This is a genomic window from Labilithrix sp., from assembly GCA_019637155.1.
Taxonomy (GTDB): domain Bacteria; phylum Myxococcota_A; class Polyangia; order Polyangiales; family Polyangiaceae; genus Labilithrix.
In genome coordinates this window covers 162,529-186,747 of sequence record JAHBWE010000018.1, presented here as the reverse complement: position 1 = coordinate 186,747, position 24,219 = coordinate 162,529, and the positions used below count along the sequence as shown (strand labels likewise).

Annotated in this window: 23 protein-coding genes; 11 read left to right on the top strand and 12 right to left on the bottom strand. The window is 71.5% G+C overall.

Annotation, left to right across the window (positions count from 1 at the left end):
- The first annotated feature begins 3 nt into the window (after positions 1-3).
- Together KF837_34165 and KF837_34160 are read left to right on the top strand one after the other, a co-directional pair.
- Complete coding sequence (locus KF837_34165) at positions 4-900, top strand: acyltransferase family protein (protein MBX3232421.1); 897 nt, start codon at positions 4-6, stop codon at positions 898-900.
- A gap of 48 nt (positions 901-948) precedes the next feature.
- Positions 949-1,938, top strand: coding sequence for an SDR family oxidoreductase (locus tag KF837_34160; GenBank protein ID MBX3232420.1), 990 nt, complete (start codon positions 949-951; stop codon positions 1,936-1,938).
- Here KF837_34160 and KF837_34155 read toward each other — a convergent pair.
- The gene (locus tag KF837_34155; GenBank protein ID MBX3232419.1) at positions 1,878-2,996 is read right to left on the bottom strand and encodes a citrate synthase; all 1,119 of its coding nucleotides are present in this window, start codon (positions 2,994-2,996) and stop codon (positions 1,878-1,880) included. The genes KF837_34160 and KF837_34155 overlap by 61 nt on opposite strands.
- A gap of 528 nt (positions 2,997-3,524) precedes the next feature.
- Between KF837_34155 and KF837_34150 the strand changes: the two genes are divergently transcribed.
- Positions 3,525-4,685, top strand: coding sequence for a citrate synthase (locus KF837_34150; protein MBX3232418.1), 1,161 nt, complete (start codon positions 3,525-3,527; stop codon positions 4,683-4,685).
- Here the strand turns inward: KF837_34150 and KF837_34145 are convergent.
- The 4 genes from KF837_34145 to KF837_34130 are packed head-to-tail and all read right to left on the bottom strand — an operon-like array spanning position 4,657 to position 10,332.
- Entirely contained in the window at positions 4,657-6,102 is a 1,446-nt protein-coding gene (locus KF837_34145) for an ABC transporter substrate-binding protein (protein ID MBX3232417.1), read from the bottom strand. The two genes, KF837_34150 and KF837_34145, sit on opposite strands and share 29 nt — an antisense overlap.
- Positions 6,089-6,901 carry a tetratricopeptide repeat protein gene (locus KF837_34140; protein MBX3232416.1) on the bottom strand — a complete coding sequence of 271 codons (813 nt, stop codon included), beginning with the start codon at positions 6,899-6,901 and terminating at the stop codon, positions 6,089-6,091. Before KF837_34140 ends, KF837_34145 begins: the two co-directional genes overlap by 14 nt.
- Positions 6,898-8,544 (bottom strand): serine/threonine protein kinase, encoded by a 1,647-nt coding sequence (locus KF837_34135; GenBank protein MBX3232415.1) that lies wholly within the window; start codon positions 8,542-8,544, stop codon positions 6,898-6,900. The genes KF837_34140 and KF837_34135 overlap by 4 nt, the downstream gene beginning before the upstream one ends.
- A 54-nt stretch (positions 8,545-8,598) precedes the next feature.
- Positions 8,599-10,332, bottom strand: a complete 1,734-nt coding sequence (locus tag KF837_34130; protein ID MBX3232414.1) for a hypothetical protein — start codon at positions 10,330-10,332, stop codon at positions 8,599-8,601.
- Positions 10,333-10,444: 112 nt separating this feature from the next.
- On the opposite strand from KF837_34130, the gene KF837_34125 reads away from it, so the two are divergent.
- The gene (locus KF837_34125; protein ID MBX3232413.1) at positions 10,445-11,404 is read left to right on the top strand and encodes an acetyl-CoA carboxylase carboxyltransferase subunit alpha; all 960 of its coding nucleotides are present in this window, start codon (positions 10,445-10,447) and stop codon (positions 11,402-11,404) included.
- On the opposite strand, the gene KF837_34120 is transcribed toward KF837_34125, so the two are convergent.
- On the bottom strand, positions 11,359-12,114 hold the full coding sequence (locus KF837_34120; GenBank protein ID MBX3232412.1) for a hypothetical protein: 756 nt from the start codon (positions 12,112-12,114) through the stop codon (positions 11,359-11,361). The two genes, KF837_34125 and KF837_34120, sit on opposite strands and share 46 nt — an antisense overlap.
- A 191-nt stretch (positions 12,115-12,305) precedes the next feature.
- Here KF837_34120 and KF837_34115 point away from each other — a divergent pair, with 191 nt between their 5' ends.
- The 3 genes from KF837_34115 (at position 12,306) to KF837_34105 (ending at position 15,812) form a co-directional block, all read left to right on the top strand.
- Positions 12,306-13,067, top strand: coding sequence for a glucose 1-dehydrogenase (locus KF837_34115; protein ID MBX3232411.1), 762 nt, complete (start codon positions 12,306-12,308; stop codon positions 13,065-13,067).
- Positions 13,064-14,629, top strand: a complete 1,566-nt coding sequence (locus KF837_34110) for a serine/threonine protein kinase (GenBank protein MBX3232410.1) — start codon at positions 13,064-13,066, stop codon at positions 14,627-14,629. Before KF837_34115 ends, KF837_34110 begins: the two co-directional genes overlap by 4 nt.
- 133 nt (positions 14,630-14,762) lie before the next feature.
- On the top strand, positions 14,763-15,812 hold the full coding sequence (locus KF837_34105) for a trypsin-like serine protease (protein MBX3232409.1): 1,050 nt from the start codon (positions 14,763-14,765) through the stop codon (positions 15,810-15,812).
- 74 nt (positions 15,813-15,886) lie between these two features.
- Here KF837_34105 and KF837_34100 read toward each other — a convergent pair whose 3' ends face one another.
- Entirely contained in the window at positions 15,887-16,843 is a 957-nt protein-coding gene (locus tag KF837_34100; protein ID MBX3232408.1) for a universal stress protein, read from the bottom strand.
- 95 nt (positions 16,844-16,938) lie between these two features.
- A complete protein-coding gene (locus KF837_34095; protein MBX3232407.1) occupies positions 16,939-18,393 on the bottom strand; it encodes a hypothetical protein in 1,455 nt (484 codons plus the stop codon).
- An 87-nt stretch (positions 18,394-18,480) separates the two neighbouring features.
- Here KF837_34095 and KF837_34090 point away from each other — a divergent pair, with 87 nt between their 5' ends.
- The 3 genes from KF837_34090 to KF837_34080 are packed head-to-tail and all read left to right on the top strand — an operon-like array spanning position 18,481 to position 21,831.
- A complete protein-coding gene (locus KF837_34090) occupies positions 18,481-20,001 on the top strand; it encodes a BamA/TamA family outer membrane protein (GenBank protein MBX3232406.1) in 1,521 nt (506 codons plus the stop codon).
- Between the two features lie 55 nt (positions 20,002-20,056).
- Positions 20,057-20,482, top strand: coding sequence for a hypothetical protein (locus tag KF837_34085; GenBank protein MBX3232405.1), 426 nt, complete (start codon positions 20,057-20,059; stop codon positions 20,480-20,482).
- Positions 20,479-21,831: a hypothetical protein gene (locus KF837_34080; protein MBX3232404.1), complete on the top strand. Its 1,353-nt coding sequence runs from the start codon at positions 20,479-20,481 to the stop codon at positions 21,829-21,831. The genes KF837_34085 and KF837_34080 overlap by 4 nt, the downstream gene beginning before the upstream one ends.
- Here the strand turns inward: KF837_34080 and KF837_34075 are convergent, their stop codons facing one another.
- Together KF837_34075 and KF837_34070 are read right to left on the bottom strand one after the other, a co-directional pair.
- Positions 21,832-22,326, bottom strand: coding sequence for a FixH family protein (locus KF837_34075; GenBank protein ID MBX3232403.1), 495 nt, complete (start codon positions 22,324-22,326; stop codon positions 21,832-21,834). It abuts the gene before it with no gap.
- A 71-nt stretch (positions 22,327-22,397) separates the two neighbouring features.
- Positions 22,398-22,682, bottom strand: coding sequence for a hypothetical protein (locus KF837_34070; GenBank protein ID MBX3232402.1), 285 nt, complete (start codon positions 22,680-22,682; stop codon positions 22,398-22,400).
- Positions 22,683-22,733: 51 nt separating this feature from the next.
- Here KF837_34070 and KF837_34065 point away from each other — a divergent pair, with 51 nt between their 5' ends.
- Positions 22,734-23,360: a sulfite exporter TauE/SafE family protein gene (locus tag KF837_34065; GenBank protein ID MBX3232401.1), complete on the top strand. Its 627-nt coding sequence runs from the start codon at positions 22,734-22,736 to the stop codon at positions 23,358-23,360.
- A 19-nt stretch (positions 23,361-23,379) separates the two neighbouring features.
- On the opposite strand, the gene KF837_34060 is transcribed toward KF837_34065, so the two are convergent.
- On the bottom strand, positions 23,380-23,931 hold the full coding sequence (locus tag KF837_34060; protein ID MBX3232400.1) for a hypothetical protein: 552 nt from the start codon (positions 23,929-23,931) through the stop codon (positions 23,380-23,382).
- Entirely contained in the window at positions 23,928-24,212 is a 285-nt protein-coding gene (locus tag KF837_34055; protein ID MBX3232399.1) for a hypothetical protein, read from the bottom strand. Before KF837_34055 ends, KF837_34060 begins: the two co-directional genes overlap by 4 nt.
- Between the last annotated feature and the right edge of the window lie 7 nt (positions 24,213-24,219).

Below are 24,219 nucleotides of genomic sequence, written 5' to 3'. Positions count from 1 at the left end.
GGGATGTCGCGGCTTCGGTCGCTGGCGCCGCTCGCGCGCGGGCTCCTCTCCTCCGCGACGTCGAGCGTCGACGACTGGATGACGGCGAAGCTCGGCGAGGAGTTCAACGCCCGCCTCGCGCGCGTGCCGCTCAACCTCACCGCGACCGGCGTCGACCCGTTCGGGATGGACCCGGCGTGGACGAAGTACGCGCTCGCCTCGGCCGCGCTGCTGCATCGTCACTACTTCCGGACCGCCGTGCACGGCGCCGAGCACGTCCCCGCCACGCGCGTCCTCCTGATCTCCAACCACTCGGGCCAGATCCCGATCGACGCGGCGATGATCGGCGCGTCGCTCTTCATGGACGTCGAGCCGCCGCGCTTCATGCGCGCGATGGTCGAGAAGTGGACGCAGACGCTCCCGTTCGTGTCGCTCTTGTTCTCGCGCGTCGGTCAGGTGGTCGGCGTCCCCGAGAACGCGGAGCGCCTGCTCTCGGCGGAGGAGGCGCTCCTCGTTTTCCCCGAGGGCGCGCGCGGCATCTCGAAGCCGTTCACGAGGCGCTATCAGCTCTGCGACTTCGGCCTCGGCTTCATGCGGCTCGCGATGGAGACGAAGACGCCGATCGTGCCCGTCGCGGTGGTCGGCGGCGAGGAGCAGTACGTCTCGGTCGGCAACTTCACCTCGCTCGCGAAGGTGCTGCGCATGCCGAGCGCGCCGCCGATCCTCCCGCAGCTCCTCCTCCCCTTCGGCGCGCTGCCGCTCCCGACGAAGTACCGCATCTACTTCGGCGAGCCGATGCGCTTCGACGGCGATCCCGACGACGACGACGCCGTGATCGAGGAGAAGGTCCACGTCGTGAAGGCGACGATCCAGTCGATGCTGAACCGCGGCCTCAAGGAACGAAAGAGCGTCTTCTTCTGAGCGACCAAAGCGAGCTCGTGCCGCGTGCTATATCAGCACGCGGCCTAAATGCTCGACGCGCCCGACTCCCTCCCGCCGTCGTCGTTCCACCCGCCGCCGCCGCGGCCGCGCGGCGAGGGCATCGTCCTCGTCACCGGCGCGTGCGGTCGCCTCGGCAAGCAGGTCGTCCGCCTCCTCCATCGCGAGCGCGAGGTCGTCGGCGTCGATCGCCGTCCCTTCCCCGACAAGCCGAAGGACGTCCGCCACGAGCAGGTCGACATCCGCCGGAAGAAGCTGAAGGACATCTTCCGCTCCGAGCCGATCGAGGCGGTGGTGCACCTCGGCGTGATGCACGATCCGCGCGCGTCGCAGGCCGAGCATCACTCCTGGAACGTGGCGGGCTTCCAGAAGCTGATGGAGTACGTCGCGCAGTTCGACGTGCCGAAGCTCGTCGTCCTCTCGAGCGCCAACGTCTACGGCCCGCAGCCCGACAACGCGCAGTTCCTGAACGAAGACGCGCCGCTCCTCGGCGGCGCGCGCTTCGGCGAGATCCGCGACCTCATCGAGGTCGACATGCTCGCGCAGGGCTTCTTCTGGAAGCACCCCGACACCGAGACCGTCATCCTGCGCCCGGTCCACATCCTCGGCGGGGTCCACAACGCGGCCTCGAACTTCCTCCGCCTCCCCACCATCCCGCGCCTCCTCGGCTTCGACCCGATGATCCAGGTCATCCACGAGTCCGACGTCGTCCGCGCGCTCCGCGCCGCCCTCGCCCCCGGAAAGCGTGGAATCTACAACATCGCCGGCCCCGACCCGCTGCCGCTCTCGCACGCGATCAAGATCCTGGATCGTCCGAGCGTCCCGGTCCCTTACTCGCTCGGCAAGTCGCTCTTGAAGCGGCTGTGGTCGCTCCGCCTCACGACGTTCCCGGCGCCGGAGCTCGATCACATCCGCTTCGTCTGCATGGTCGACGACCGCCGCGCGCGCGCCGAGCTCGGCTACGCGCCCGCGACGCCGATCGCGGACACGGTCCTCAGCGTCGACGCCGACGCGCTCTGAGCGACGTAGCGCGCGCGCGGCCGGAGGAGGTGCCCTTCGCGCTGTTGCTCGAGCGCGTGCGCGATCCAACCGGCGAGCCGTCCGCACGCGAAGATCGCGAGCGGCGCCCCGCGCGGCAGGCCGAGCGCGCGCGCGAGCGCGACGAGGCCGACGTCGACGGTGGGCGCCTCGTGCTCGGCGAGCTTCATCGCGCTCGCGGCGGCGACGAGCACCCGCACGCCGCGGGCCCTCGGCGCGAGCTTCACTGCGCGATCGAGCAGCAGCGCGCCGCGCGGATCGCCGGCGGGATAGAGCGGATGCCCGAACCCGGGGACCGCCTCGCCGCGCGCGCGATGCTCCGCGATCGCGGCCGCGGCGTGCTCGGGCGCACCGATCGCGAGGGTGAGCTCCTCCACCGCGCGCGTCGCTCCGCCGTGCCGGGGGCCGGAGAGCGCCGCGAGCCCGGCGAGGACACACGCCGGCAGCGACGCACCCGCCGACGCCGCGACGCGCACGGCGAAGCTCGACACGTTGAGCTCGTGGTCGGCGCACAGCACGAGCGCCGCGTTCATCGCCGCGACCCGCGCACGCGTCGGCGCCGCCCCGAGCGCGATCAGCAGCGCCTCCGCGATCGACCCCGCCCGCTCCGCCCGCGCCACGACCGCCCCCCCGCGCGGCACCCCACACGCCACGACGAGCCGACGAACGAGCGCCATCACCACGCCCAAGCCCTCTGCCACGCCGCGCTCGCCATCCGCACCGAGCATGCTCACGCCGCGCATCGACGGAGCCAGCTCCGCCTCGACGCCATCGCGACGCGCCGCGGAGGTGGCCCGCCGCGGCGCCCCTTCGCGACGCGATGCGACGTTGCCACGCGGTGCCAGCTCCAGCGGCGCGCCTTCGCGGCGCGACGACGTGGCGCGACCACGCGGGGCCAGCTCCAGCGGCGCGCCTTCGCGTGATGTAGCCGCGGCGAGCGTGCTGGCGGTGAGCAGCATCGCGGCGAAGGCGTCGGCGCCGGATGGCAGTAGCGCGCGGAGCACGGACCATCGAACATCGCGTCGCCCAGACCCCGTCATCCGCCCGCCTCGCGCACGCGAGCTCGACGGGCGCTGCGACGGCGCGGGGGCCGGCGCGATCGTGTCCGCGACGGCGCCGTGGAGCAGCGCGCAGACGACCTCGAAGCTCACGCCCGACGCGACGAGGTCGACGGCGGCGTGGCCGCGGTAGATTGGGCCCCGTTCGGTGACGGTGCCGATGCTCGTGTCGAGGACCGGCTCGCCCCAGCGCAGCGCCGCCGCCGCGACCGCGCCGTGACCTGCGCGGGCATGCGCGCGCGTGCGGAGGCGCTCCACGTCCTCGCGCAGGTAGAGGCGCTCGCGTGTCCCCTTCCCCGCGTCGATGCTGCGGATGTGGCCGCGGCTGACGTACGCGTAGAGCGTCTGCGGCTTCACGTCGAGGAGCTCGCGCGCCCGCGCCGCGCTGACGTAGTCCGAACGTGCGCTCACGCCGCGATCATCGCCCGAGCGCACGTTGATTGTCGATCGCGCCTCGTTGATTCACGAATCCATCATGGCTCGCGCGCGCCGACACCCCATATCCGCGGCATGCCCAGCCCGATCGAAGCCAGCGGCCTCGAAGACGTCGTCGCCGCCTCCACCCGCCTCTCCGACGTCGACGGCGACGCCGGCCGCCTCGTCATCGCCGGCCTCCCGGTCGAGGACCTCGCCGGCAACGTCACCTTCGAGGAGGTCGTCCACCTCCTCTGGCACGGCCGCCTCCCGAACGACGACGAGCTCGCGAGCGTCCGCGCGAAGCTCGGCGCCGCCCGCGCCGCCGCGCGGTTCCACGCCGTCGACCTGCCCGACCCGATGGACGCGCTGCGCGCCCGCGCCGCGCAGCTCCCGAGCAACGACGATCGCTCCTTCGACGAGATGCTCCGCGTGCTCGGCGGCGTCGCCGTCGCCGCCGCCTCCTCCTCTGCGACGCGGCCCGATCCCGAGCTGAGCCACGCCGCCGACTACCTCCGGCTCGTCACCGGCTGCACGCCGAGCGCGGAGGCGACCGCCGCGCTCGATGCGTACCTCGTCACCGTCGTCGATCACGGGATGAACGCGTCGACCTTCACCGCGCGCGTCGTCGCGTCGACCGAGTCCGACACCGTGAGCGCGGTCGTCGCCGCGATCGGAGCGCTGAAGGGCAGGCTCCACGGCGGCGCGCCCGGCCCCGTCCTCGACATGCTCGACGCGATCGGCGACGCGACCGCCGCGCGCGAATGGCTGACCGCCGCCCTCGCGCGCGGCGAGCGCATCATGGGCATGGGCCACCGCATCTATCGCGTCCGCGACCCACGCGCCTTCGTCCTCGAACGCGCACTCTCCCGCCTCGAGACAGAACGCCGCAACGCCGACGCCAAGGCGAAGCCCCTCCGCGGACCCGACCCCGCGCACGCGGCGGAGCCCGACGCCGAGGCCAAGCCCCTCCGCGGGCGGCTCCACCTCGCGCGCGCGGTGGAGCGTGAGGCCGAGGCGCTGCTCGCGGCGAAGAGCCCCGCGCGCGCGCTCCGTGCGAACGTCGAGTTCTACACCGCGGTGCTGCTCGAGGCGGTCGGGCTTCCGCGCGCGATGTTCACGCCGACGTTCGCGGTGAGCCGCGCGGCGGGGTGGTGCGCGCACGTCGAGGAGCAGCGCCGCTGCGGGAAGCTCGTGCGCCCGCGCTCGCGCTACGTCGGCGAGCTCCTCACGGCGCGGTCGGATCGATCTCCTTGATCGTCTCGATCGCCTTCCCGTCGGCGCTGATCTTCCAGATGTCGACGAGGCTCGTCGTCTCCTCCGTCGCAGGATCGTAGTCGAGCTTCCCCGACGCGCCATCGACGTTGACCGGCTTCCCCTCCGCCACGTCGTTCGAGATCGCCGTCCAGTTCGCCGGCGTGATCGCGACCTCGGGCCCCGTCCGCGCGATCTTGCGGAGCCCGCGCGCGATCCCCTTCCCCGTGATCGTGCCCTGCTTCGACGCGAACGCGGTGCCGTAGAAGACGAGCCACGTCGCGTCGTACGCCTGCGGCGCGAAGCCGAGCGCGCTCGGGTCCTTTTTGAACGCCGCGCTGTAGCTCGTCTTGAAGAGCTCGAAGGTGGGCCCCTTCGGGACCGCGGGCCGGCTCCCGGTGACGCGCGGGAAGATCGTCGACGCCGCGGCGACGCCGTTGAGCACGTCCGTGTTCGCCGCGCTGTCGGTGAGGAACAGCGGGACGTCCTTGTAGCTCTCGAGCGTGCTCGCCGCGTTCAGGAACGAGACGACGTCGGGCGTCTGCGACGAGAAGAAGAGCACGAAGTCCGGCGGCGGCGCGGCGGCGGCGGCCACGATCGCCGCGTCGCGCTCGCTCGCGGTCGTGTACGCGATCGTGTTCGCGGCGCGCCCGTCCTTCGCGAAGGCCTGGGTGAAGACCTCCGCGAGCGAGGAGCCGTACGGCCCCTCCTCCGCGATGACGACGACGCGCTTCGCGTCCGCCTTCACCTCGACGATCTGGCGCGCGATCGCGTTCCCCTGCAGCGTGTCCGGCGCGACCGTGCGCCAGAACAGACCGGGCTCGTCGTCGCTCGGCGCCGCGACGTCGCGCGTCGTGAGCTCGGGGCTCGACGCCGACGGCGACATCACGAGCACGTCCTTGCCCTTCAGCGCTTCGAGGACGAGGAGCGCGTCGCCGGAGGCGCTCGGCCCGATGATCGCCGGCACGCCGAGCACGTCGCTCAGGTACTTCGCGTTCTCGACCGCGGCCTCTCCGCGCTTGAGCGAGTCGTACTTCGCGTCCTCCGCGACGTCGCACTGCACGACGCCGAAGAGGCGGCCGTCGAGGCCCTTCGCTTCGTTCACCTGCATCGTCGCGAGCCGGATCGCCGCCTCGCGATCGCGCTGCGTCTCGACCGAACGGTCCATCAGCGAGCCGAGCGTGATGATGCCCGCGTAGCTCTCCGGGCGCGTGAGGAGGTCGACCGGGAACGCCGCCTCGCAGCGCGGGTTCGGCCCCGCGCGCTCGCAGAGACCGCTCGCGCCGCAGACGAGCCCGCCGCCGAAGGCCGCGCGGCAGTCCGCGGTCGACGTGCAGCTGTCGGGCACGGAGCGCGTGAGGGTGCAGCTCGCGACGGCGGCGAGGAGGAGCGGGGCTGCGCGGAGGCTAAAACGTGCCAACGATCGCCGCTCCCCTGCCCGTCGCCTTCACGCCGACCTTCACCGTCGACGGGGCCTCGCTCTTCTGCGTGAGGAGGAAGTACGCGCCGACGCCGCCGAGGACCACGCCCGACACGAGCGCGACGTCGGTGATGAGCCCGAGCGTCTTGTCCCGATCGATCGCGTCTTGTGCCTCCGACGTGCAGAGCCGTCCCGACGGCGCGTCGCGGCACCCCGCGTCGACGTCGCTCCGCGCCGAGAGCGTGAGCGCGCCGAACACGCCCGCGCCGACGAGCGCGAGGCCGCCGCCTCCGAGGAGGACGTACGGCAGGAGCGGCTTCGGCGGAGGGGGCGGCGGTGGCGGAGGAGGAGGCGGCGGAGGCTCGACCTTCGCGGCGGCGGCGGCGGCCTCTTCCTGTCGCTTCTTCTCCGCCGCGTCTTCCTCGGCTTTCTTCTCTTCGACGCGTTTCTTGAGATTGGCGATTCGCTTCTGGACGATGTCCTTGTCCTTCACCTTGCCGCTCGAGAGGTACTTCTCGAGCGCGTCGACCGCTTCTTGATAGCGACCGAGCCGCTCGAGCGCGTTCGACATCGCGAAGAGGAGCTGCGGGCGCGGCGAGAGGTCGTAGGCCTCCTGGAACTCCTTGTAGGCCTCCTCGTAGCGGCCCTCGGCGTAGTCCTTGTCGCCCTTGTGGAAGAGGTCGCGCGCGCGCAGGTCGGCGGCCTCCTTCTCCCCCTTCGGGGCGGCCGCTGCCGTCGGCGCGCTCGTCGCGAGAGCGACGGCGACCGCGAGCGTGATAGCGATGGACCGCCCTGTCATTCCCAGGGATCGATGTTATCCGTCTTCGGGCGGCCGTCCCCTTTCTTGCCGCCCGTCGCCTTGCCGCCCGCCTTTTGTGTCGGCTGATGCGTGGGGGTCGCGGAGGGGGCGGCGGCGATCGGCTTCAGCGGGATCATCACCGGCGGCGGGGAGTCGGCGTCGAACTCGCGCGTGTACGGCTCGTGGCCGGGCGCGGTGATGCGGAGGGCGTGCTTCGCTCCGTCCTTCGGGAGCGTCTTCACGATGCGGCCGGTGCCGGCGGCGGCGCCGTCGAGCTCGATCGCCGCGGTCGGCGGGTTGGCGGAGACGTCGAGCACGAAGGTGGCGGGCGCGGCGGAGGCGGCGGTCGTCGTCTCCCCCGTCTTGCCGCCGCCGACGCCGCCCTTCAGCACGATGACCGAGACGAGGATCGCCACGACGACGCTCGCGCCGACGACGGCGGTGATCAGGCCGTTGCCGCGCGGCGACGCGACGGGGCGGCCGGTCCCGTAGGTCGGGTACGTCGGCAGGCGCTCGAAGCCGGGCGGCGTGGTGCTCGGCGACGACGGCGGACCGCTGAACGCGTGCATGCCGCTCGGCTGCGAAGGATGGGTCGGGTACGTCGGGAACTGCGGGTTGGGGCCCGTCGCGGCGAACGGCTCCGGCGCCTTGCCCCCCTGGCCGCCCTTGCTCCCGGTCTGGACCGTCTCCGAGGTGGGCCCCGCCGCGCGGACCTCGCCGACGACCGGCACCTCGCCCGTCTTGCCCTGGAAGGTCGGCGCCCAGATGACGCGGGCGCGCTCGCTCGCGAACGGGAGGAGCGCCTCGCCGAGCGCGCGCATCGTGAGGAAGCGCTCCTCGGGGTGGAGCGCCATCGCGCGCTGGATGACGCGATCGAACGCGGGCGGCACGTTCGGGTTGCGGTTGGTCGCGGGCGGATATTCGCCTTTGCAGATCGCCATCGCGAGCGCGACGAAGTTGTTGCCGATCTCGGCGAACGGACGCGTCCCCGTCGCCGCCTCGTAGAGGATGACGCCCATCGAATACTGATCGGAGCGGCCGTCGGCCTGCTTGTCGGCGCGCATCAGCTCCGGCGACGCGTAGTGGGGCGTACCGACGAACGCGGAGTCGGTCGTGAGCGCGGACTCCTGCGCCTCGTGGACGAGCTTCGAGATGCCGAAGTCGAGGACCTTCGGGACGACCTCGCCGTTCCACGATCGCGAGAGGAAGATGTTCGACGGCTTGAGGTCGCGATGCACGATGCCGTGGTCGTGCGCGAAGTCGACCGCCGCGACGATCGGCAAGAGGATGTCGACGATGCGCTCGATCGCGATCGCCTTCTCGCGCCGGATCAGCGCCGAGAACGACTCGCCCTCGAGGTGCTCCATCACGAGGCATGGGAGGCCGCCCATCATCCCGACGTCGGTGACGTCGACGATGTTCGGGTGGCGGATGCGCGAGGCGAGCTGACCTTCGCGGAGGAAACGCGCGACCACGATCTCGTCGTCGAGGAACCGCTTGCGGAGCGTCTTGATCGCGACGCGTTTGTTCAGGCCTTTGTGAACGGCGTCGAAGACGTCGCCCATGCCTCCGGAGCCGAGCTTGCCCCGGATCTCGTAGCTGCCGAGCGTTCCCGCCGGCAGGGCGTCGAGCTTGTCGGCCACGAGGCCAGCGTATCAAAATGAGCCGACGATTGCCGGTTCGCGGGGCAAGCGCACTCAGTGGCAGGTGAGCGCCGTCGCACGCACCTCGGCCTGACCCTTCGCGAACGTGAGGTAGGCGACGACGGCGCGACCGTCCGGATCGACCGCGAGCGCCGGCGAGCCCGCGTTCGTGCCCGCCTCCGAGAGCACGAGGAGGCCGCCGCGCGGCGTGAGGTCGGGCCCGAGTCGCTGCGCGACGACGCGATGGGCGCCCGCGCCGCCGTCGGAGTACGCGAGGAGGAGCTCGCCGCTCGGGAGGTTCGCGAGCGCGGGCGACATGCCGTCCGCGAGCGCCTCCGGCTCCGACACCGTCGCGCGCGCGCCCTCGGTCGCGATCGCGGCGGTCATGATCGTGAAGCCGTCGCTGCCGCGCTCGGCCCACGCCATCACGCCGCCCTCCGGCATGGACGCGAGCGCAGGCGCGCCGAGCGTCCTCGTGCTCCGGACGACGGGCGTGAGCGGCCCGTGACCGGTGACGCCGACCCAATAGAGGCCGGGACGACGCACCGCCACGATCGTCGCGCCGTCGGGGCGCGTGAGCGCGCGCACGGTCTCGGGCGTCTTCGGCACCGCGCCGGGGATGCCCCACAAAAGCCGCTTCGGCTGCGACTCGTCGGTCGCGAACACGCCCCCCTTCTGCGCGGTGATGCGGAGAGAGGGCGTGACGGTGCGCGCGTCGCTCGCGTCGAGCCGCACCTGCATGCGCTCTTCCTCCGGATCGGAGCCGCGATCGATCGTGACGCGACCGACCGGCCAGATCGACTGCACGCGCAGCGTCTCCGCGGTGCGCAGCGTCGACGCGTCGAGCCGGATCCCGGTCGCCTCGTGCGGCGCGGACGCGAGCCCGATCCCGAAGCCGGACTCGAGCACGCTCGCGTCGAGGCCGGGCCCGAGCATCGCGCGCGGCGCGACGATCCGCGCGAGGTCCTCGACGCGGCAGCCCTCCGTCGGCGCGGCGAGCGGCACCGAGCCCGACGCGGGCGTCCCCACCGCGGTGCGCTCCGTGATCGCGACGCGGGCGTGGCGCGGCGTGGGCCGCGGCGGCTCGCGCGTGGCCCACACGTAGAGGAGGACCGACGCGGCGACGGCGACGTGCGACGCGGCGAAGAGGAGCACGTTGGCGCGCGCGAGCCGCGGGACCGGGACGCTGCGCGCGGTGTCGCCGGGCAGGCTCGTCATCGGAGGCCGCGCGTCGAACGACACCGGCGGCGCGGACGCGGGCGTCGTCTGCTCCGTCGGCTCCGTGACGATCACCGACGCGAGGGGCACCGGCACCGTGTCTCGCCGCCGGACGATCGGCTCGACGAACGGCGGCGGCATCGTGCGCACCGTCGAGCTCGCGAGCTCTTGCAAGGTGGGGCGCTGCGTCGGCGGCGGCGGGCGCGTGGTCTTGAGGCTGCGATCGCTCTCGTCGGCCTCGAGGTCGGAGGCGGAGAGCTCCTCGACGAGCTTCGGCGCGAGCTGGTTCGGCACGGTGACGCGATCGCTCGGGCGGTCGTCGTCGTCCGGGATCAGGTCGTCGCTCGAGAGCACCTCGACGACGGGCGGAAGCATCGACGCGAGCTGCGTGTCCCACGCGGCGTCGACCTCGTCGAGCGTGGGCGCGGGCGGCCGCACCGCGAGCCGCGGTCCGCCGAACGTGGGCGGCGGCGGCGGCACCGCGAGCCGCGGTCCGCCCGCGATCGCGCCGAGCACCGGAGCTCCTTGCCCGCCGAACACGAGCGTCTGCCGCTTCTCGTCGGTCCCCATCCGCGCCGACCCCTTTAGCACTGGTTGATGGCTGCGCACCTCGGTTTCGTGGTGGGGGTTCACCCCCGGTGGCGCGCACGGGACCGCCTTCATGCTATGAAGCCGTCGTTCGTTGGCGTCGCACGTCCTTCCCTTCGAGAAGCCGATCGTCGAGCTCGTGGCCCGGGTGAAGGAGCTGCGTGCGCTCGCGGAGAACGACAAGAAATTCGAGCAGGAGCTGCGGCGCCTCGAGGCACAGTGCGGCAAACTTGCGCGCGAGCTGTTCGCGGACCTCTCTCCCTGGCAAAAGGTCCAGCTCTCGCGTCATCCCAACCGGCCCTACACGCTCGACTTCGTCCCGTACCTGTTCACGGACTTCCAGGAGCTGCACGGCGATCGCGTCTTCGGCGACGACGCGGCGATCGTCGCGGGCCTCGCGCGCTTCCACGGGCGGAGCGTCGTCGTCGTCGGCCATCAGAAGGGCCGCGGCGCGAAGGAGAACGTGAAGCGGAACTTCGGGATGCCGCACCCGGAGGGCTATCGCAAGGCGCGCCGGATGTACGATCTCGCCTCGCGCTTCGGCCTCCCGATCTTCACCTTCATCGACACGCCGGGCGCGTACCCGGGCCTCGGCGCGGAGGAGCGCGGGCAGAGCGAGGCGATCGGCGCGTGCCTCGCGGCGATGTCGCGCGCCACCGTCCCGATCATCGCGACGATCGTCGGCGAAGGCGGCAGCGGCGGCGCGCTCGCGCTCGGCGTCGCGAACCGCGTCCACGTCCTCGAGTACGGCACGTACAGCGTCATCACGCCGGAGGGCTGCGCGTCGATCCTCTGGCGCGACGGCGCGAAGGCGGACGAGGCCGCGTCGCGCCTGCGCATGACGGCGCCGGAGCTCCTGAAGCTCGGCGTCGTCGACCGCGTGATCGAGGAGCCTGCGGGCGGCGCGCATCAGGACCCCGCCCTCGCGGCGAGGGCGGTCGACCTCTCCCTCCGCGAGACGCTGGCCGAGCTCCTCGAGCGCACGCCCGACGAGCTCGTCCGCGATCGCTACGACCGCTTCCGCGCGCTCGGCGCCTTCCTCGGCGGCGCCTGACCCCGCCGGCGGCGCGCGAGCAAGAGCCCGATCGCGAGCGGCGCGCCGATCAGCGCGAGCACGCTCGACGCCGCGCGCGGCGAAGCCGAGCACCCGGAGTCGTCCGTCGCGGGAGCGCCGCTGCCGCCCGAGCTGCTCGAGGTCGAGGCGTTCGTCCAGCTCGGCGGCCCCGCCTCCGGCGTACCGCCCGACGACGACGACGACGACGACGACGACGATGTCGATGATGACGACGATGACGACGATGACGACGTCGGCGTTCCCGGCTCGCACCGAAGCCGATCGATCGCGGCCCAACCCGCGCCCCCGTCGGGCAGGTAACACGAGGCCGGAACGAGGACGCAGCGCGCAGGGCCGGATCCCACGTCCGACGTGCACGCCTCACCCGCGGTCTTCCCGTCGCAGCTCCGATGGTTCGGGCTCTTCTCGCAGTGGGTCGCGACCATGCAGACGAGCGCGGGCTGGTTCCCGTCGCAGACGGCCGACGCGCAGACGCAGTCCTCGACCGATCCGACGCAGGTGCTGCAGCGCTCGAGCGGCGCTCCTCCGTTGCATGCGCTGACTGTGCCGGCGTCGCAAGGAGGAGGGCCCATCCCGCCTTCGGCGTACACACGCGCGGCCGCGAACGTGATGCCCATGGGGACGAGCAGCACGACCGCCGGCCAGACGACCGAGGACAGACCACCGACGAGAAAACGTGTACGACGCATGCACTCTCCCCCCATGCCACCGGACATGGAAAACGCCTTCGAAGCAGAGCACATGCCAGCTCGAAGGGCGCTCGTTCTCGCTCCTTCTCGCTCCTGCGCGAAGCCGGGCCCCTGACCTCGCCGTCGCGAACGGCACAGATTGGCATGCTCGGGCTACACGCCGCGCCCGGCGCCATGCTAGCTAGCGCGGCATGCCGGTCTCCATCTCGCTCGAAGGGAAAGTCGCGATCGTCACGGGTGCGAGCCGCGGGATCGGCGAGGCGATCGCGCGATCGTTCGCGGCGAACGGCGCGAAGGTCGTCCTCGCCTCGCGGAAGATCGAGGGGCTCACCGCGGTCGCGGAGTCGATCGGCTCGGATCGCGCGATCGCAGTCGCGGCCCACACCGGCAAGGAGGAGGACTGCGTGCGCCTCGTCGCGACCGCGGTCGAGAAGCTCGGAAAGGTCGACGTCCTCGTCAACAACGCGGCGACGAACCCGTACTTCGGGCCGATGCTCGACATCGACGAGGGCGCCTGGGACAAGACGTTCGAGGTCAACACGAAGGGCTATTTCTGGATGACGCGCGAGGTCGCGAAGCACCTCCGCGCGCGCGAGGCGCCGGGGTCGGTCATCCACATGGCGAGCGTCGCCGGCCTCATCGCGTCGCCCGCGCAGGCGGTCTACGGGATGACGAAGGCCGCGATCATCTCGATGACGAAGACGCTCGCGTACGAGCTCGCGCCGAACAAGATCCGCGTGAACGCGATCGCGCCCGGCTTCGTCGACACGAGGTTCGCGGCCGCGGTCCTCAAGAACGACGCGCTCCTCGACGAGGTCATCCGGATGACGCCGCTCCGCCGCTACGCCAAGCCCGACGAGATCGCCGGCGCCGCGCTCTACCTCGCGTCCGACGCCGCGAGCTACGTGACGGGGCACACCCTCGCGGTCGACGGAGGCATGACGATCGCGTGAGCGACGAAGCGCCGCCCGGCCCCGATCGGTCCGGCGAGCTCGTCGCCGGGAAGTACCGCTTGAACCTCCGCCTCGGCAGCGGCGGCATGGCCGAGGTGTGGTCCGCGACGAACCGCTTCACGGAGCGGGAGGTCGCGATCAAGCTCCTCGCGCGCGACATCGCGGGGGCGCCCGACGCGACCGCGCGTTTCCTCAACGAGGCGAAGGTCTCGGCGCGCGTCGGTCATCCGAACATCGTCGAGGTCCTCGACGTGGGGCAGGCCGAGGACGGCCAGCTGTTCCTCGTGATGGAGCTCCTCACCGGCTACACGCTCGAGACGGCGCTCCGGCGGCAGACCCCGCCGATGACGACGCACGAGCTCGCGGCGGTGATGCTCGAGGTCGCGTCCGCGCTCGAGGCCGCGCACGCGGCGGGGATCGTCCATCGCGACCTCAAGCCGACGAACGTGTTCCTCCACAAGACGAAGCACGGCGTCCGCGCGAAGCTCCTCGACTTCGGGGTGAGCAAGTTCCGGAGCGAAGACGAGCCGTCGATCACGATCGCCGGCACCGTCCTCGGCTCGCCGCTCTACATGAGCCCCGAGCAGGCGCGCGGCGAGACCGACGTCGACGGACGCAGCGACGTCTTCGCGTTCGGCGGCCTCCTCTTCGAGGCGCTCACGGGCCACCGCGCGTACGAAGCAAAGAACTTCAACGCGCTCATCGTCAAGATCGCGACCTCACGCCCAAAGGACATCGACGCCGAGGCGCCGCACCTCCCGGCGTCGCTGCGCGCGGTCGTACGCGCATGCCTCGAGCCCGACCTCACGCGCCGCGCCCCCGGCCTCACGGAGGTGCTCACCCTCCTCCGCGCCGCGCTGCCCGACCTCGCCGCGTCGCCGCAAGCTCTCCCCTCCGCGATGGTGCCGTCATCGCTCTTCGACCCCGACGCAACCAACGCGCTCCCCGTCTTCACCCCCCACTCCCCCGCCGCTTCGCACGAGCACGCTCCCGCGCAAGCCGCGAGCGCACACGCACACGACCTCGCCCGAGCCGCGAGCGCACACGCACACGACCTCGCGCGAGCCGCGAGCGCACACGTACACGACCATGCCCGAGCCGCGAGCGCACACGCACACGACCTCGCGCGAGCCGCGAGCGCGGACGCGGGGGCGCCGCTCTTTCCCGAGCACACTGCGTACGAGGCCGCGCTCTCGCCGCGTGAGGCGCTGCGGCCGTCGCCGTGGTTGCCCGTCGTGTGCGGAGCGATCGTCATCGCCGGGCTCGCGGTGTATTCGCAGCGCGCGCCTGCGCCGCCGGTCGTCGTCTCGGCTCCGACGACGACTCCGGCTCCAGCTCCGGCGCAGGTCGCGGCCGCGACGCGCCTCGAGGTCGCGGCGTCGCCGGGGAGCTGCGCGATCAGCGTCGACGGCGTCGCGCGCGGGACGACGCCGGTGACGCTCGACGATCTGAGCGCGGGCGAGCACGCGCTCGAGTGTCGTCCTCCGTCCGGACCTGCGCGCGCGGCGACGGTCACGCTCGAGGCGAGCCGCACGCTCCGCTACCGCTTCCTGTTCCCCTGACCATGATCCGACCCCAGCCCCCCTGGGTTCGGACGGGTCCATTCTGATCCGGTGGCAATCCGCGCGGAACGAAATCCCCTGCGAGCGGCATTCAGAAGCGTGGAACACCTCCTGCATTATGATGTTCGGGCTCATGCGGGGTTTGGCGGCAGTCGGCGCGATCGCGCTCTCGTTCGTGGCGTGCACGGCGGCGCCGGACGAGCCGCCGATCGGCCAGTCCGCGCAGGCGATCATCGGCGGCACGACCTCGCCCTCGTCGCAGGACGCGACCGTCCTCCTCTCGGAGCGCGGTTACCCGAGCTGCACCGCGGTGCTCATCGCGCCGAACCTCGTCCTCACCGCGCGCCACTGCGTGACGGACATCAATTACCGGAGCGAGTGCGGCGGACCGCTCGGCAGAAGCGCGCCGCCGACCGCGCTCACCGTCTCCGTCGGCGCCTACACGTATCCGGACGACTACGTCGCGCGCGGCACTCGCCTCTTCGTCCCCGACGCGGACCATATCTGCGGCGCCGACATCGCGCTCGTGCTCCTCGACAACGACGTGAAGGGCGTCACTCCGGTCAAGGTGCGCTTCACCGGCCCGGCGCTGGGCGACGTGACGACCGCGGTCGGCTACGGCGACAACAGCGGCTCGCGCGATCAACGGACCGACGTCCGCGTCCTCGCGATCGGCCCGTCGCAGTCGACGTATCGCACGCAGGGCGGCTACCCGATCGCGATGAACATCATGGCCGACGAGATCTCGACGAGCGAGTCGACGTGCTTCGGCGACAGCGGCGGCCCGCTCTTCGACGCCGAGGGCCGCGTCGTCGGCGTCGCCTCACGCGGCCTCGACGACCGCTGTCGCGATCGCCCGACGGTGTGGACGACCTTCGGCGGCCACGCGCAGCTGATCAAGGACGCCGCCGTCGCGGCAGGGCATCCCATCCAGGAGGAGAGCGCCTCGACCTCGACCTCCGGCTCGACCTCGGTCGCCGGCGGCCGCACGCCGACCGAGACCGAGGAGGCAAAGCGAAAGAAGTCCGAGCAAGAGACGACCGCGAAGAAAGGCACCAACGACCTCCTCGGCAGCGACGGCTGCAACGCGAGCAGCTCGTCCCCAACGACCGCCGCCCCACTCCTCGCCGCCCTCGCCTTCACCCTCCACCGCCGCCGCACCCGACGTCGCGCCAACCGCTGAGCACGCCACCGGTCAAGACGTCGCGCCGCCGATCGAAATGGCATCCGAACAGCGCCCCATCGGAGCGCCCCCGATCAGAACGGCGGCAGTGGGACCACGAGCACGGAGGAGCGCAGCGTCGAGAGGAGCGACGCGCACGTGGTGCCGCCGCGCTGGCGGGCCCCCACCACGACGATGTCGGCGTCGTGCTTTTCGCCGATCTCCGCGATGATGCCGGGGGTCGACGGCTGCACGAAGCAGTGGGCGCGCTGCACGACGTCGAGCTCGCCGAGCCGCGCGAGCGCGCGGAGCGGCCGTCGCATGTGGGCGTCGAGCGACCGCGCGTCGGTGCTCGCGTTCTCGAGGTTGTGCACGACCGTTACGCGAGCGGAACACGCATCGGCGAGCGCGGCGGCCGCGCCGACGACGGGGTAGCGCGCGTCGCGGAGGTCCGTCGCGACGAGCATCACGTCGCGACGCCGCGGCGGCCGCGCGACCAGGAGCGGACACGGCAGCACCCGCGCGAGGGTCACCGCCGTCCCCGCATCGACGATCGCGAGCGCAGGACGCGACCTCTTCGCATGACGCGCGATCGCGACCGCCGGCGGATGCACCGTCACGACGACCCGCGCACGCTCGACACACGCTCGCGCCCCCAACGCCGCAACGACCCGCGCGCGCTCGCCCCCCACCGCCACACCCGACGCAGGCTCGCCACCCGCTCCCGCGCCCGCACCCTCGCCACCCGCGCCCGCCCCCACCAATGCAACCGCCGCACCCTCACCACCCACGCGCGCCCCCACCGACGCGACCGGTGCGCTCGCCACCACCGCCCCCTCCGCTCCCGCCGCGCGCTCGACGTGCGACCCCACCGTGTCAGCGACCGACTTGGCCCAGTGGAGGACCCGCGCTCGGACGTCCGCTTCGGACTCGACGCGCGGTCCCGAGTCCCAGGGCAGCGGGTGGAGCAGCGTGAGGCGCGCGTCGAAGACGGCCGCGAGATCGAGCGCACGCCGCAGCGCGGTCGCGCCGGACTCATCGAGTCGGACCACGACCACGATCGAGGCCCCTCGTTCGACGAAGCGCGCGGCCCGCATACGGGTCCAGATATAGTTGGAGCCCCAACGAACCACAAGCCGCCGCGGCCCTACGTCGCGGCGCTTGCGCGCTCCTTCTTCTCCTCCGCGAGCCGCGCGAGACGTGCGTTCTCGCGGAGGATGCCGATCGACAGGAGCAGCCACACCGCGACGAGCACGACGTTCACGATCGAGAAGTTTCGCACCGGCCACGCCAGGCGGCTCCCGAAGAAGAACACGATGCCCGCCGACGCCACGTCGCCCATCCGGACGAAGAACGTGTCGACCGCCTGCTTCGCCTTGTACTTCATCTCCGTCGTCGTCGGCAGCCAGAGCATGTTCCGCACGGTGTTGTTGAGCGAGTAGTCGGTCGCGTTCTCCGCCGTCTTGCCGGGGCGGAAGACGGAGAGACGATCGGCGCCGAAGAGGCCCGGGATCAGGATCAGGTTCAGCGACGACGTGAGCGCGATCAGCGGATAGACGATGAACGCCAGCTTGAGCCCGCCGAGCTTGACGATGCGCGAGACGAGGAACGTCTGGATGAAGAGGCCGATCAGGTTCACCCAGAGGTAGAAGCTCCCGTAATAGCCGGCGATGTAGCCCTTCGCGAAGGCGGCCTTCGCGTCGGCGTCCTCCAGCCCCTGCTCGGCGGCGCGCTCCGCCGCGCGCTCCTCCACCAGGACGGAGAGGATGTACTCGCCGTTCGTGTCCACGATCGTGAACACGAACATGAAGGCCGCGAGGTACATCAGGTAGCGATGGTGGAGCACGAGGGTGAAGCCGCCCTCCGGGCTCTGCTTCGCCCGCGCGATCTCCGCCGCCTCCGCCGCCTTCCCCTCCTTCTCCGCCGCCTTCGCCTCCTCCTTCGCCGCCCGGTTCCCCTCCTCGCGCCGATGGACGACGTGCGTGATGAACGCCGACAGGGCGAGGAGCCCGCCCGCGACGAGGAGGAGCTGGTAGACGCCGAGCCCGAGCGTGTCCTTCAAGAACTTCGTGACGTACGCGCCGACCGCGCTCCCGAACGACGCGCCGATGCCCACCATCGCGAAGAGCCGCTTGCCCTGCTCCTGCGTGTAGAGGTCGTTCGCGAAGCCCCAGAACTGCGCGACCACCATCATGTTGAAGACGCCGACCCACGTGAAGAACACGAGGCCGAGCTCCTTCTCCACCGGCGGGATGTGGGAGAGGACCCAGAACACGAGCAGGTGCGCCGCGAAGAAGAGCGTCACGCCGACGACGAGCTTGTGCTTCGCGACCTTGTTCGCGACGTTGCTGTACGCCGGGACCGCGAAGAGCAACGTCACCGCGATCGCAGCCGAGATGTAGCTCTTCTTCTCGGCGCCGCCCTCCATCGCGAGGATGAGGCCCTCCCGCACCGGCTTGATCACGTAATACGCTGTAAGCAACAAAAATACGTTTAGCGTGAGGAGGACCGCGGTGAGCCCCTCGCCCGCCTTGACCTCGGTCACGATCGCGAGCGAGCGCTCGAGCGGTGAGCGGGCGTCGCTGGCTTCGGCCGTCGCCATGAGCTCGCGGGAGCATACTTGCTCCCGCCTCCACCGAATGACTTTCTTGATGCGCGAGGCCGAGCGATCGAGGAACATCCGCGCAACGTGAGGCCGCTCCGAGAGCTCGCGATCGCGACCGCGCTCGTGCTGGCCGCCACGACCGCACGCGCGCAGCACCTCCCCACCTCCGGCCCGTCGCCGCCGAAGGCGCCCGTCAACGCGCCCACGCCGGACGACGACGACGAGCGTCGCGGCCGCACCCTCCCGAACCCGCCCTCGGGAGCGCGCTCCGACACCGCACCCGGCGCGATCGGCACGTCCGAGCACGCGGCGGAGACGACGTCGAAGCCGACCGCCGGCAGCGGGAGGACGAGCCCGAAGCGGGCGCTCCCCGACTACGACGGCCGCGGCGAGCCGCCCACCACCGCCGGCGACGTCGCGCTCTGGGTCCCGCGCGTCCTCTTCTATCCGCTCTACTTCGTCACCGAGTGCGTGATCCGCCGGCCGCTCGGCTGGCTCATCACCACCGCGGAGCGGAAGCAGTGGCCGCAGGCGATCCGCGATTTCTTCGTCTTCGGCCCCGACAAGAAGGCCGGCGTCGTGCCGACCGCCTTCCTCGACTTCGGCTTCCGCGCGAGCATCGGCGTCTACGCCTTCTGGGACGACCTCCTCGGCAAGGACAACCACCTCCGCCTCCACGCGACGACGCTCGGCGTCGACTGGCTCTCGCTCGCGATCGCGGATCGGATCCCGATCGGCGACACGTCCGTCATCGACCTCCGCGTCGAGGGCGTGCACCGCCCCGATCAGCTCTTCGCCGGGTTCGGCCCGCGCGCGCGAGAAGAGGACCGCGTTCGCTACGGCATCGATCGGCTGATGGCGCGCCCCGTCTTCGAGACGACGTGGTGGCGCGGGAGCCGCGTCTCGACCGAGGCCGGCGTCCGCTACATGCGCTTCCGCGACGACGCGTGCTGCGACGATCCCTCCCTCGTCCGGGAGGTGCGCGCGGGGCGCGGCGCGCTGCCGACCGGCTTTCAGGGCTACACCGCGGTCTACCAGCGCGGCGAGCTCACGATCGACACGCGCGAGACGCGGCCCGCCGATCAGAGCGGCTTTCGGATGGAGCTCGAAGCGGAGCACGGCTCCGACGTCCGTCGCTCGCGCTCGAACTGGGTCCGCTACGGCGGGAGCATCGGCGGCTACGTCGACATCAAGAACAACCGCACGCTGAGCCTCTCGCTGACGACGCTGTTCGTCGATCCGATCTCGGGCGGCGAGGTCCCCTTCACCGAGCAGATCATCCTCGGCGGCAACGGCCCGATGCGCGGCTACCTCTACGGCCGGCTCACCGATCGGAGCGCGGCGATCGCGACGGTGAAGTACCGCTGGCCGATCTGGGCATTTCTCGACGGTACGCTGCAGATCGCGACCGGCAACGTCTTCGGCGCGCGGCTCGACGGCTTCAAGCCGAGCCTGCTTCGCCTGTCGGGCGCGATGGGGATCGAGAGCATCGGCGCGGCGGATCACACCTTCGAGCTCCTCGTCGGCGCCGCGAGCGAGACCTTCGCGTCGGGGACCGAGATCAACTCGTTCCGCCTCCTCTTCGGGACGAACCGCGGGTTCTGACGTACGGCCCCGCTTGGCGCACGCGCGCGGGCGTGACACATAAGGAGAGGCTTCGATGCGCCTCGCGCTCGTCCTCTTCCTTCTCGCCATCATGCTCGCCGCCACCGGATGCCCCAACACCCCGGCCGAGAGGCCGGTCGTTTGCCTCGAGGCGGGCTCGCTCGCGCCGTGCACCCCGGCGTACGACCCGACCTACGACAACGTCTACGCGAACGCCTTCCAGCCGAGCTGCGCGAAGACCGGCTTCAGCTGCCACTCGCCGGAGGGGCGTCAAGGCGGCCTCGACTTCTTCGACAAGGAGGGCGTCTTCGCCGCGATGCATGAGCAGCGCGTGGTGCGCGCGGGATCGCCCGAGTGCAGCGACGTCGTGCAGCGCATCATCTCGACGGACGGCTTCTTCCGCATGCCGCCGGGCGCGAACATCTCCGCCGAGCAACAGTGCGCGATCATCACGTGGATCGCGAACGGAGCGAACCGATGAAGGCGCGCCTCCTCCTCTCCTCCTTGCTCGCCGCCGGCGTGGTCGCCCCCGCGGCGTGCAGCGACGGCGACGAGCCGAAGATCACGCTCACCGGCCAGGCGCTGCAGGACCCGAACAACTGCCTGCCGTGCCACGCGGAGGCGTTCCGCGAGTGGTCGAGCAGCATGCACGCCTACGCGGCGGAGGACCCCGTCTTCCTCGCGATGAACAAGCGCATGCTGCGCGAGACGAACGGCGCGTCCGCCGACTTCTGCGTCGGCTGCCACGCGCCGATGGCGCTCCGCCTCGGCCTCACCAAGGACGGCACCAACCTCGCCGAGCTCCCCACCTCCGTGCGCGGCGTCACGTGCTTCTTCTGCCACACCGCGAGCGCGATCGAGGGCACGCACAACAACCCGCTCGTGCTCGCGAACGACGACGTGATGCGCGGATCGATCAAGGACCCCGCCAAGTCGACGCCGCACAAGTCGATGTACTCGCCGCTCCACGATCGCGAGGCGCAGGAGTCCTCCTCCCTCTGCGGCGCGTGCCACGACGTCGTCACCCCGCACGGCGCGCACATCGAGCGCACCTTCAAGGAGTGGAAGGAGTCGCTCTACGCGCAGCCGGGGCAGCTCTCGTGCGGCAAGTGCCACATGGAAGGACGCGAGGGCAAGGCCGCGTCCGGCCCCGACACGCCGACGCGTCGCGTCCACTCGCACGCGATGCCCGGCGTCGACGTCGCGCTCACGCCGTTCTTCGGGGTGGAGGAGCAGCGGCAGGCGGTGCAGACCTTCCTCGACAACACGCTCCTCACCGAGCTCTGCGTGCGCGTCACGCCGACGGACGGCCCCGTCGCCGAGGTCACGCTCGACAACGCGTTCGCGGGGCACGGCTTCCCGAGCGGCGCGAACCAGGACCGCCGCGCGTGGGTCGAGCTCATCGCGACGAAGGACGGCGCGCCGGTCCTCACGAGCGGCGTGGTCGAGGACCGGAAGGCGGCGTCGAAGCACGAGGACCCGGACTACTGGCTCCTCCGCGACAAGGTCTTCCGCCCCGACGGGACCGAGACGCACATGTTCTGGGAGGCGGCGCGCTTCGAGGCGGCGCAGCTCCCGCCCGCCGTCACCGCCGACACGCTCGACCCGCGCTTCATCCACTCGGTGAAGAAGAGCTACCGCCTCCCGGTCATCCCCGACAGCGTGAAGATGCGCGTCCGCATGCGCCCGCTCGACTTCGATCTGCTCGACGACCTCGTCGCGTCCGGCGACCTCGACCCGGCCATCCTCGCCCAGGTCCCGACCTGGGACCTCGCGAGCGGCACGAGGGAGTGGACGATCGCGGCGGGCGTCGGCGCGTGCCTCAAGTGATCACCCGTCGATGCAGAAGTTGAAGTCCGCTTCCTTCGGCGGCGCGCCGTTCGCGGTCACGCCGATGCGGAAGCGCCAGAGGCCGGCCATCGGGAGCCAGACCTCGCTGATCTCGTACTTGCCGCCGCCCATCGGCGTCACCTTCGGCGTGCGCGCGCTGCCGTGCGCGTGGTCGGGCATCCAGAGGCTGAGCGAGACGTTCGCGCCGTCGAGCGGCGCCTTGTTCGCGTCGAGCACCTCCACCGTGATCGCGTTCATGCCCTTCTGGACCTGACCCGGCTGCACCGGCTTGTCGCTCGGGGTGAACGCGGAGTCGACGAGTTGGAGCTGGAGGTCCGACGCCAGCTTCGCCATGCCCGGCGTGTACACGTCCTTCCGCGTGTCGGCGGCGCAGGCGGTGCCGGCGCCCGACGTCGAGCCGGTCGCGCCTCCGTCGTCGTCCCCGGAGCATGCGACGAGAGCCAACAGGGCGGGGAGGACGAAGAGAACACGCATCGAAGACCTCGGGAGAGCTACGCCGCGAGCCGGCGGGCGGTTTCGCCGCGAACGAAGAAAACCTAGCACGCTCACTGCGGGCTTCCGCCGTCCGCGACGCAGGCCGCGAGACACATGTCCTTCACCGGCGTGCAGTCGGCCTCCGACTTCGCGAGGTGGCCCTGGTCGTGGCAGTCGTGGATCGTGCCCTCGCCCGTGTCGAGCGGGTGGCACGCCTTGATGATGGCGTCGCAGGCCGGGTACGGGCTCGAGTGATCGGTGTACCCGCTCGAGCCCTTGGGGTCGTCCGTCTTCTTGTCGTCGTCGCCGCACGCGACGAGCGCGAGCGCGAGCACAGGGACCAATGCGATCTTCATGACTACTCCGTGAGTGTTACTGATTTCATCGTTCGTGCTACCGTTCCGGCCGTGAGCCCCGCGCTGCTCTCGGGTGTTGCCGGCATCGTTCAAGGCGCGCGGCACGCGCTGGAGCCGGACCACATCACCGCGGTCGCCACGGTCATGGTCCGCGCGCCGTCGCCGGGGCGCGGGGTCTTCTACGCCGGCTGCTGGGGCCTCGGCCACGCGGCCATGCTCGTGCTCGTCGGCGGTCCGCTCGTCGTCCTCGGCGTGGAGCTGCCCGATCGCGTCACGACCGTGCTCGAGCTCCTCGTCGGAGCCATGCTCGTGTACCTCGGTCTGCGTACGTTGCGTGAATCGAAGCATGATCATCCTGCGGTCGATCCGAAGGCGTCGGCGCTCGAGCGAGGCAAGCGTCCGTTCGCGATCGGGGTGATGCATGGGCTCGCGGGGAGCGGAGCGCTCGCCGCCCTCATCGCGCTCGCGGCGCCGACGGTGACGGCGGGGCTCATGAGCCTCGCCCTCTACGCCGCCGGCACCGTGCTCGGGATGGTCGCGCTCGCGCTCCTCGCGGGTCCGGTGCTGGCGCGAGCGGGGAAGCTTCCCCGTCTCGCGCCGCTCCTGTGTCGTGTCGCCGGTGTGATGTCGATCGTCGTCGGCGTCGTGTGGGCGGTCCGCACGCTCGCCGGGGTGTGAGCCGAGTGGGCCTCGCGGCTCAGTGGCACTCGATCACGCCCGACGCGTGATCGCACTCGTGCTTCCGGTTCTCCTCCGCGAGGTCCTTCGCCTTCGTGCATGCCTCGAAGAAGCACGCGCGGTCGTCCTGGCTGAAGCTCGATCGGCACGTCGCGGCGCACGAGGCGCTCGCGTAGAGCTCGGTGTACTTCGCGGAGCAGAACTGCTCCAGGCAGGTGCAGTAGGTCTCGCACTCGTCGGGCCCCGCGTCCGGCCCCGCGTCCGTCTCCGACCCCGCGTCCTTGTCGACGACGGCGCCGTCGACGATCTCGAACGGCAGACCGCCGCCCTCGATCTCCGGGCACTCCGCCTGGCACTCGGCCAGGCGCGGTCCGCACTTCGCGTCGTCGCCGTCGTGCCCCAGCTCGTGACACTCGGTCCCGAGCTGAGACTTGCCGTCGTAGGGATGGCACTGGCTCGCGAGGATCGCGCACGAGCCCGCGTGGTTGGGCGGAGCGTCCGAGCCGGACGAAGAGCACGCCACGACCAGCGCGAGCGCGAGCCCGATGCCGACGATCGCGGCGCGTTTCATAGCGTCAGCCCCGGCGGGATGAGCTCGCAAGGGAGCCTGTCCGGACGCTCGACGTTCGTCGGCCGATCGAGGCAGCCCGTGCGCCGCGCGGGCGCGTCGGGTCCGGCGTCGACGGGCGGGGTCGTCGCCGTGCTGGTCGGTGTCGTGTTCGTCGCGGTGGAGGTCGGACCGCTGTCGGGCGTGCCCGGCGCGGGACCGCCGCCGTCGGAGGAGTCACCGCACGCGAGCGCGATGACCGGAAGGGCCGCGGTGAACGCGGCGAGCAAGACGAAGCGCTTCATCGTTCGC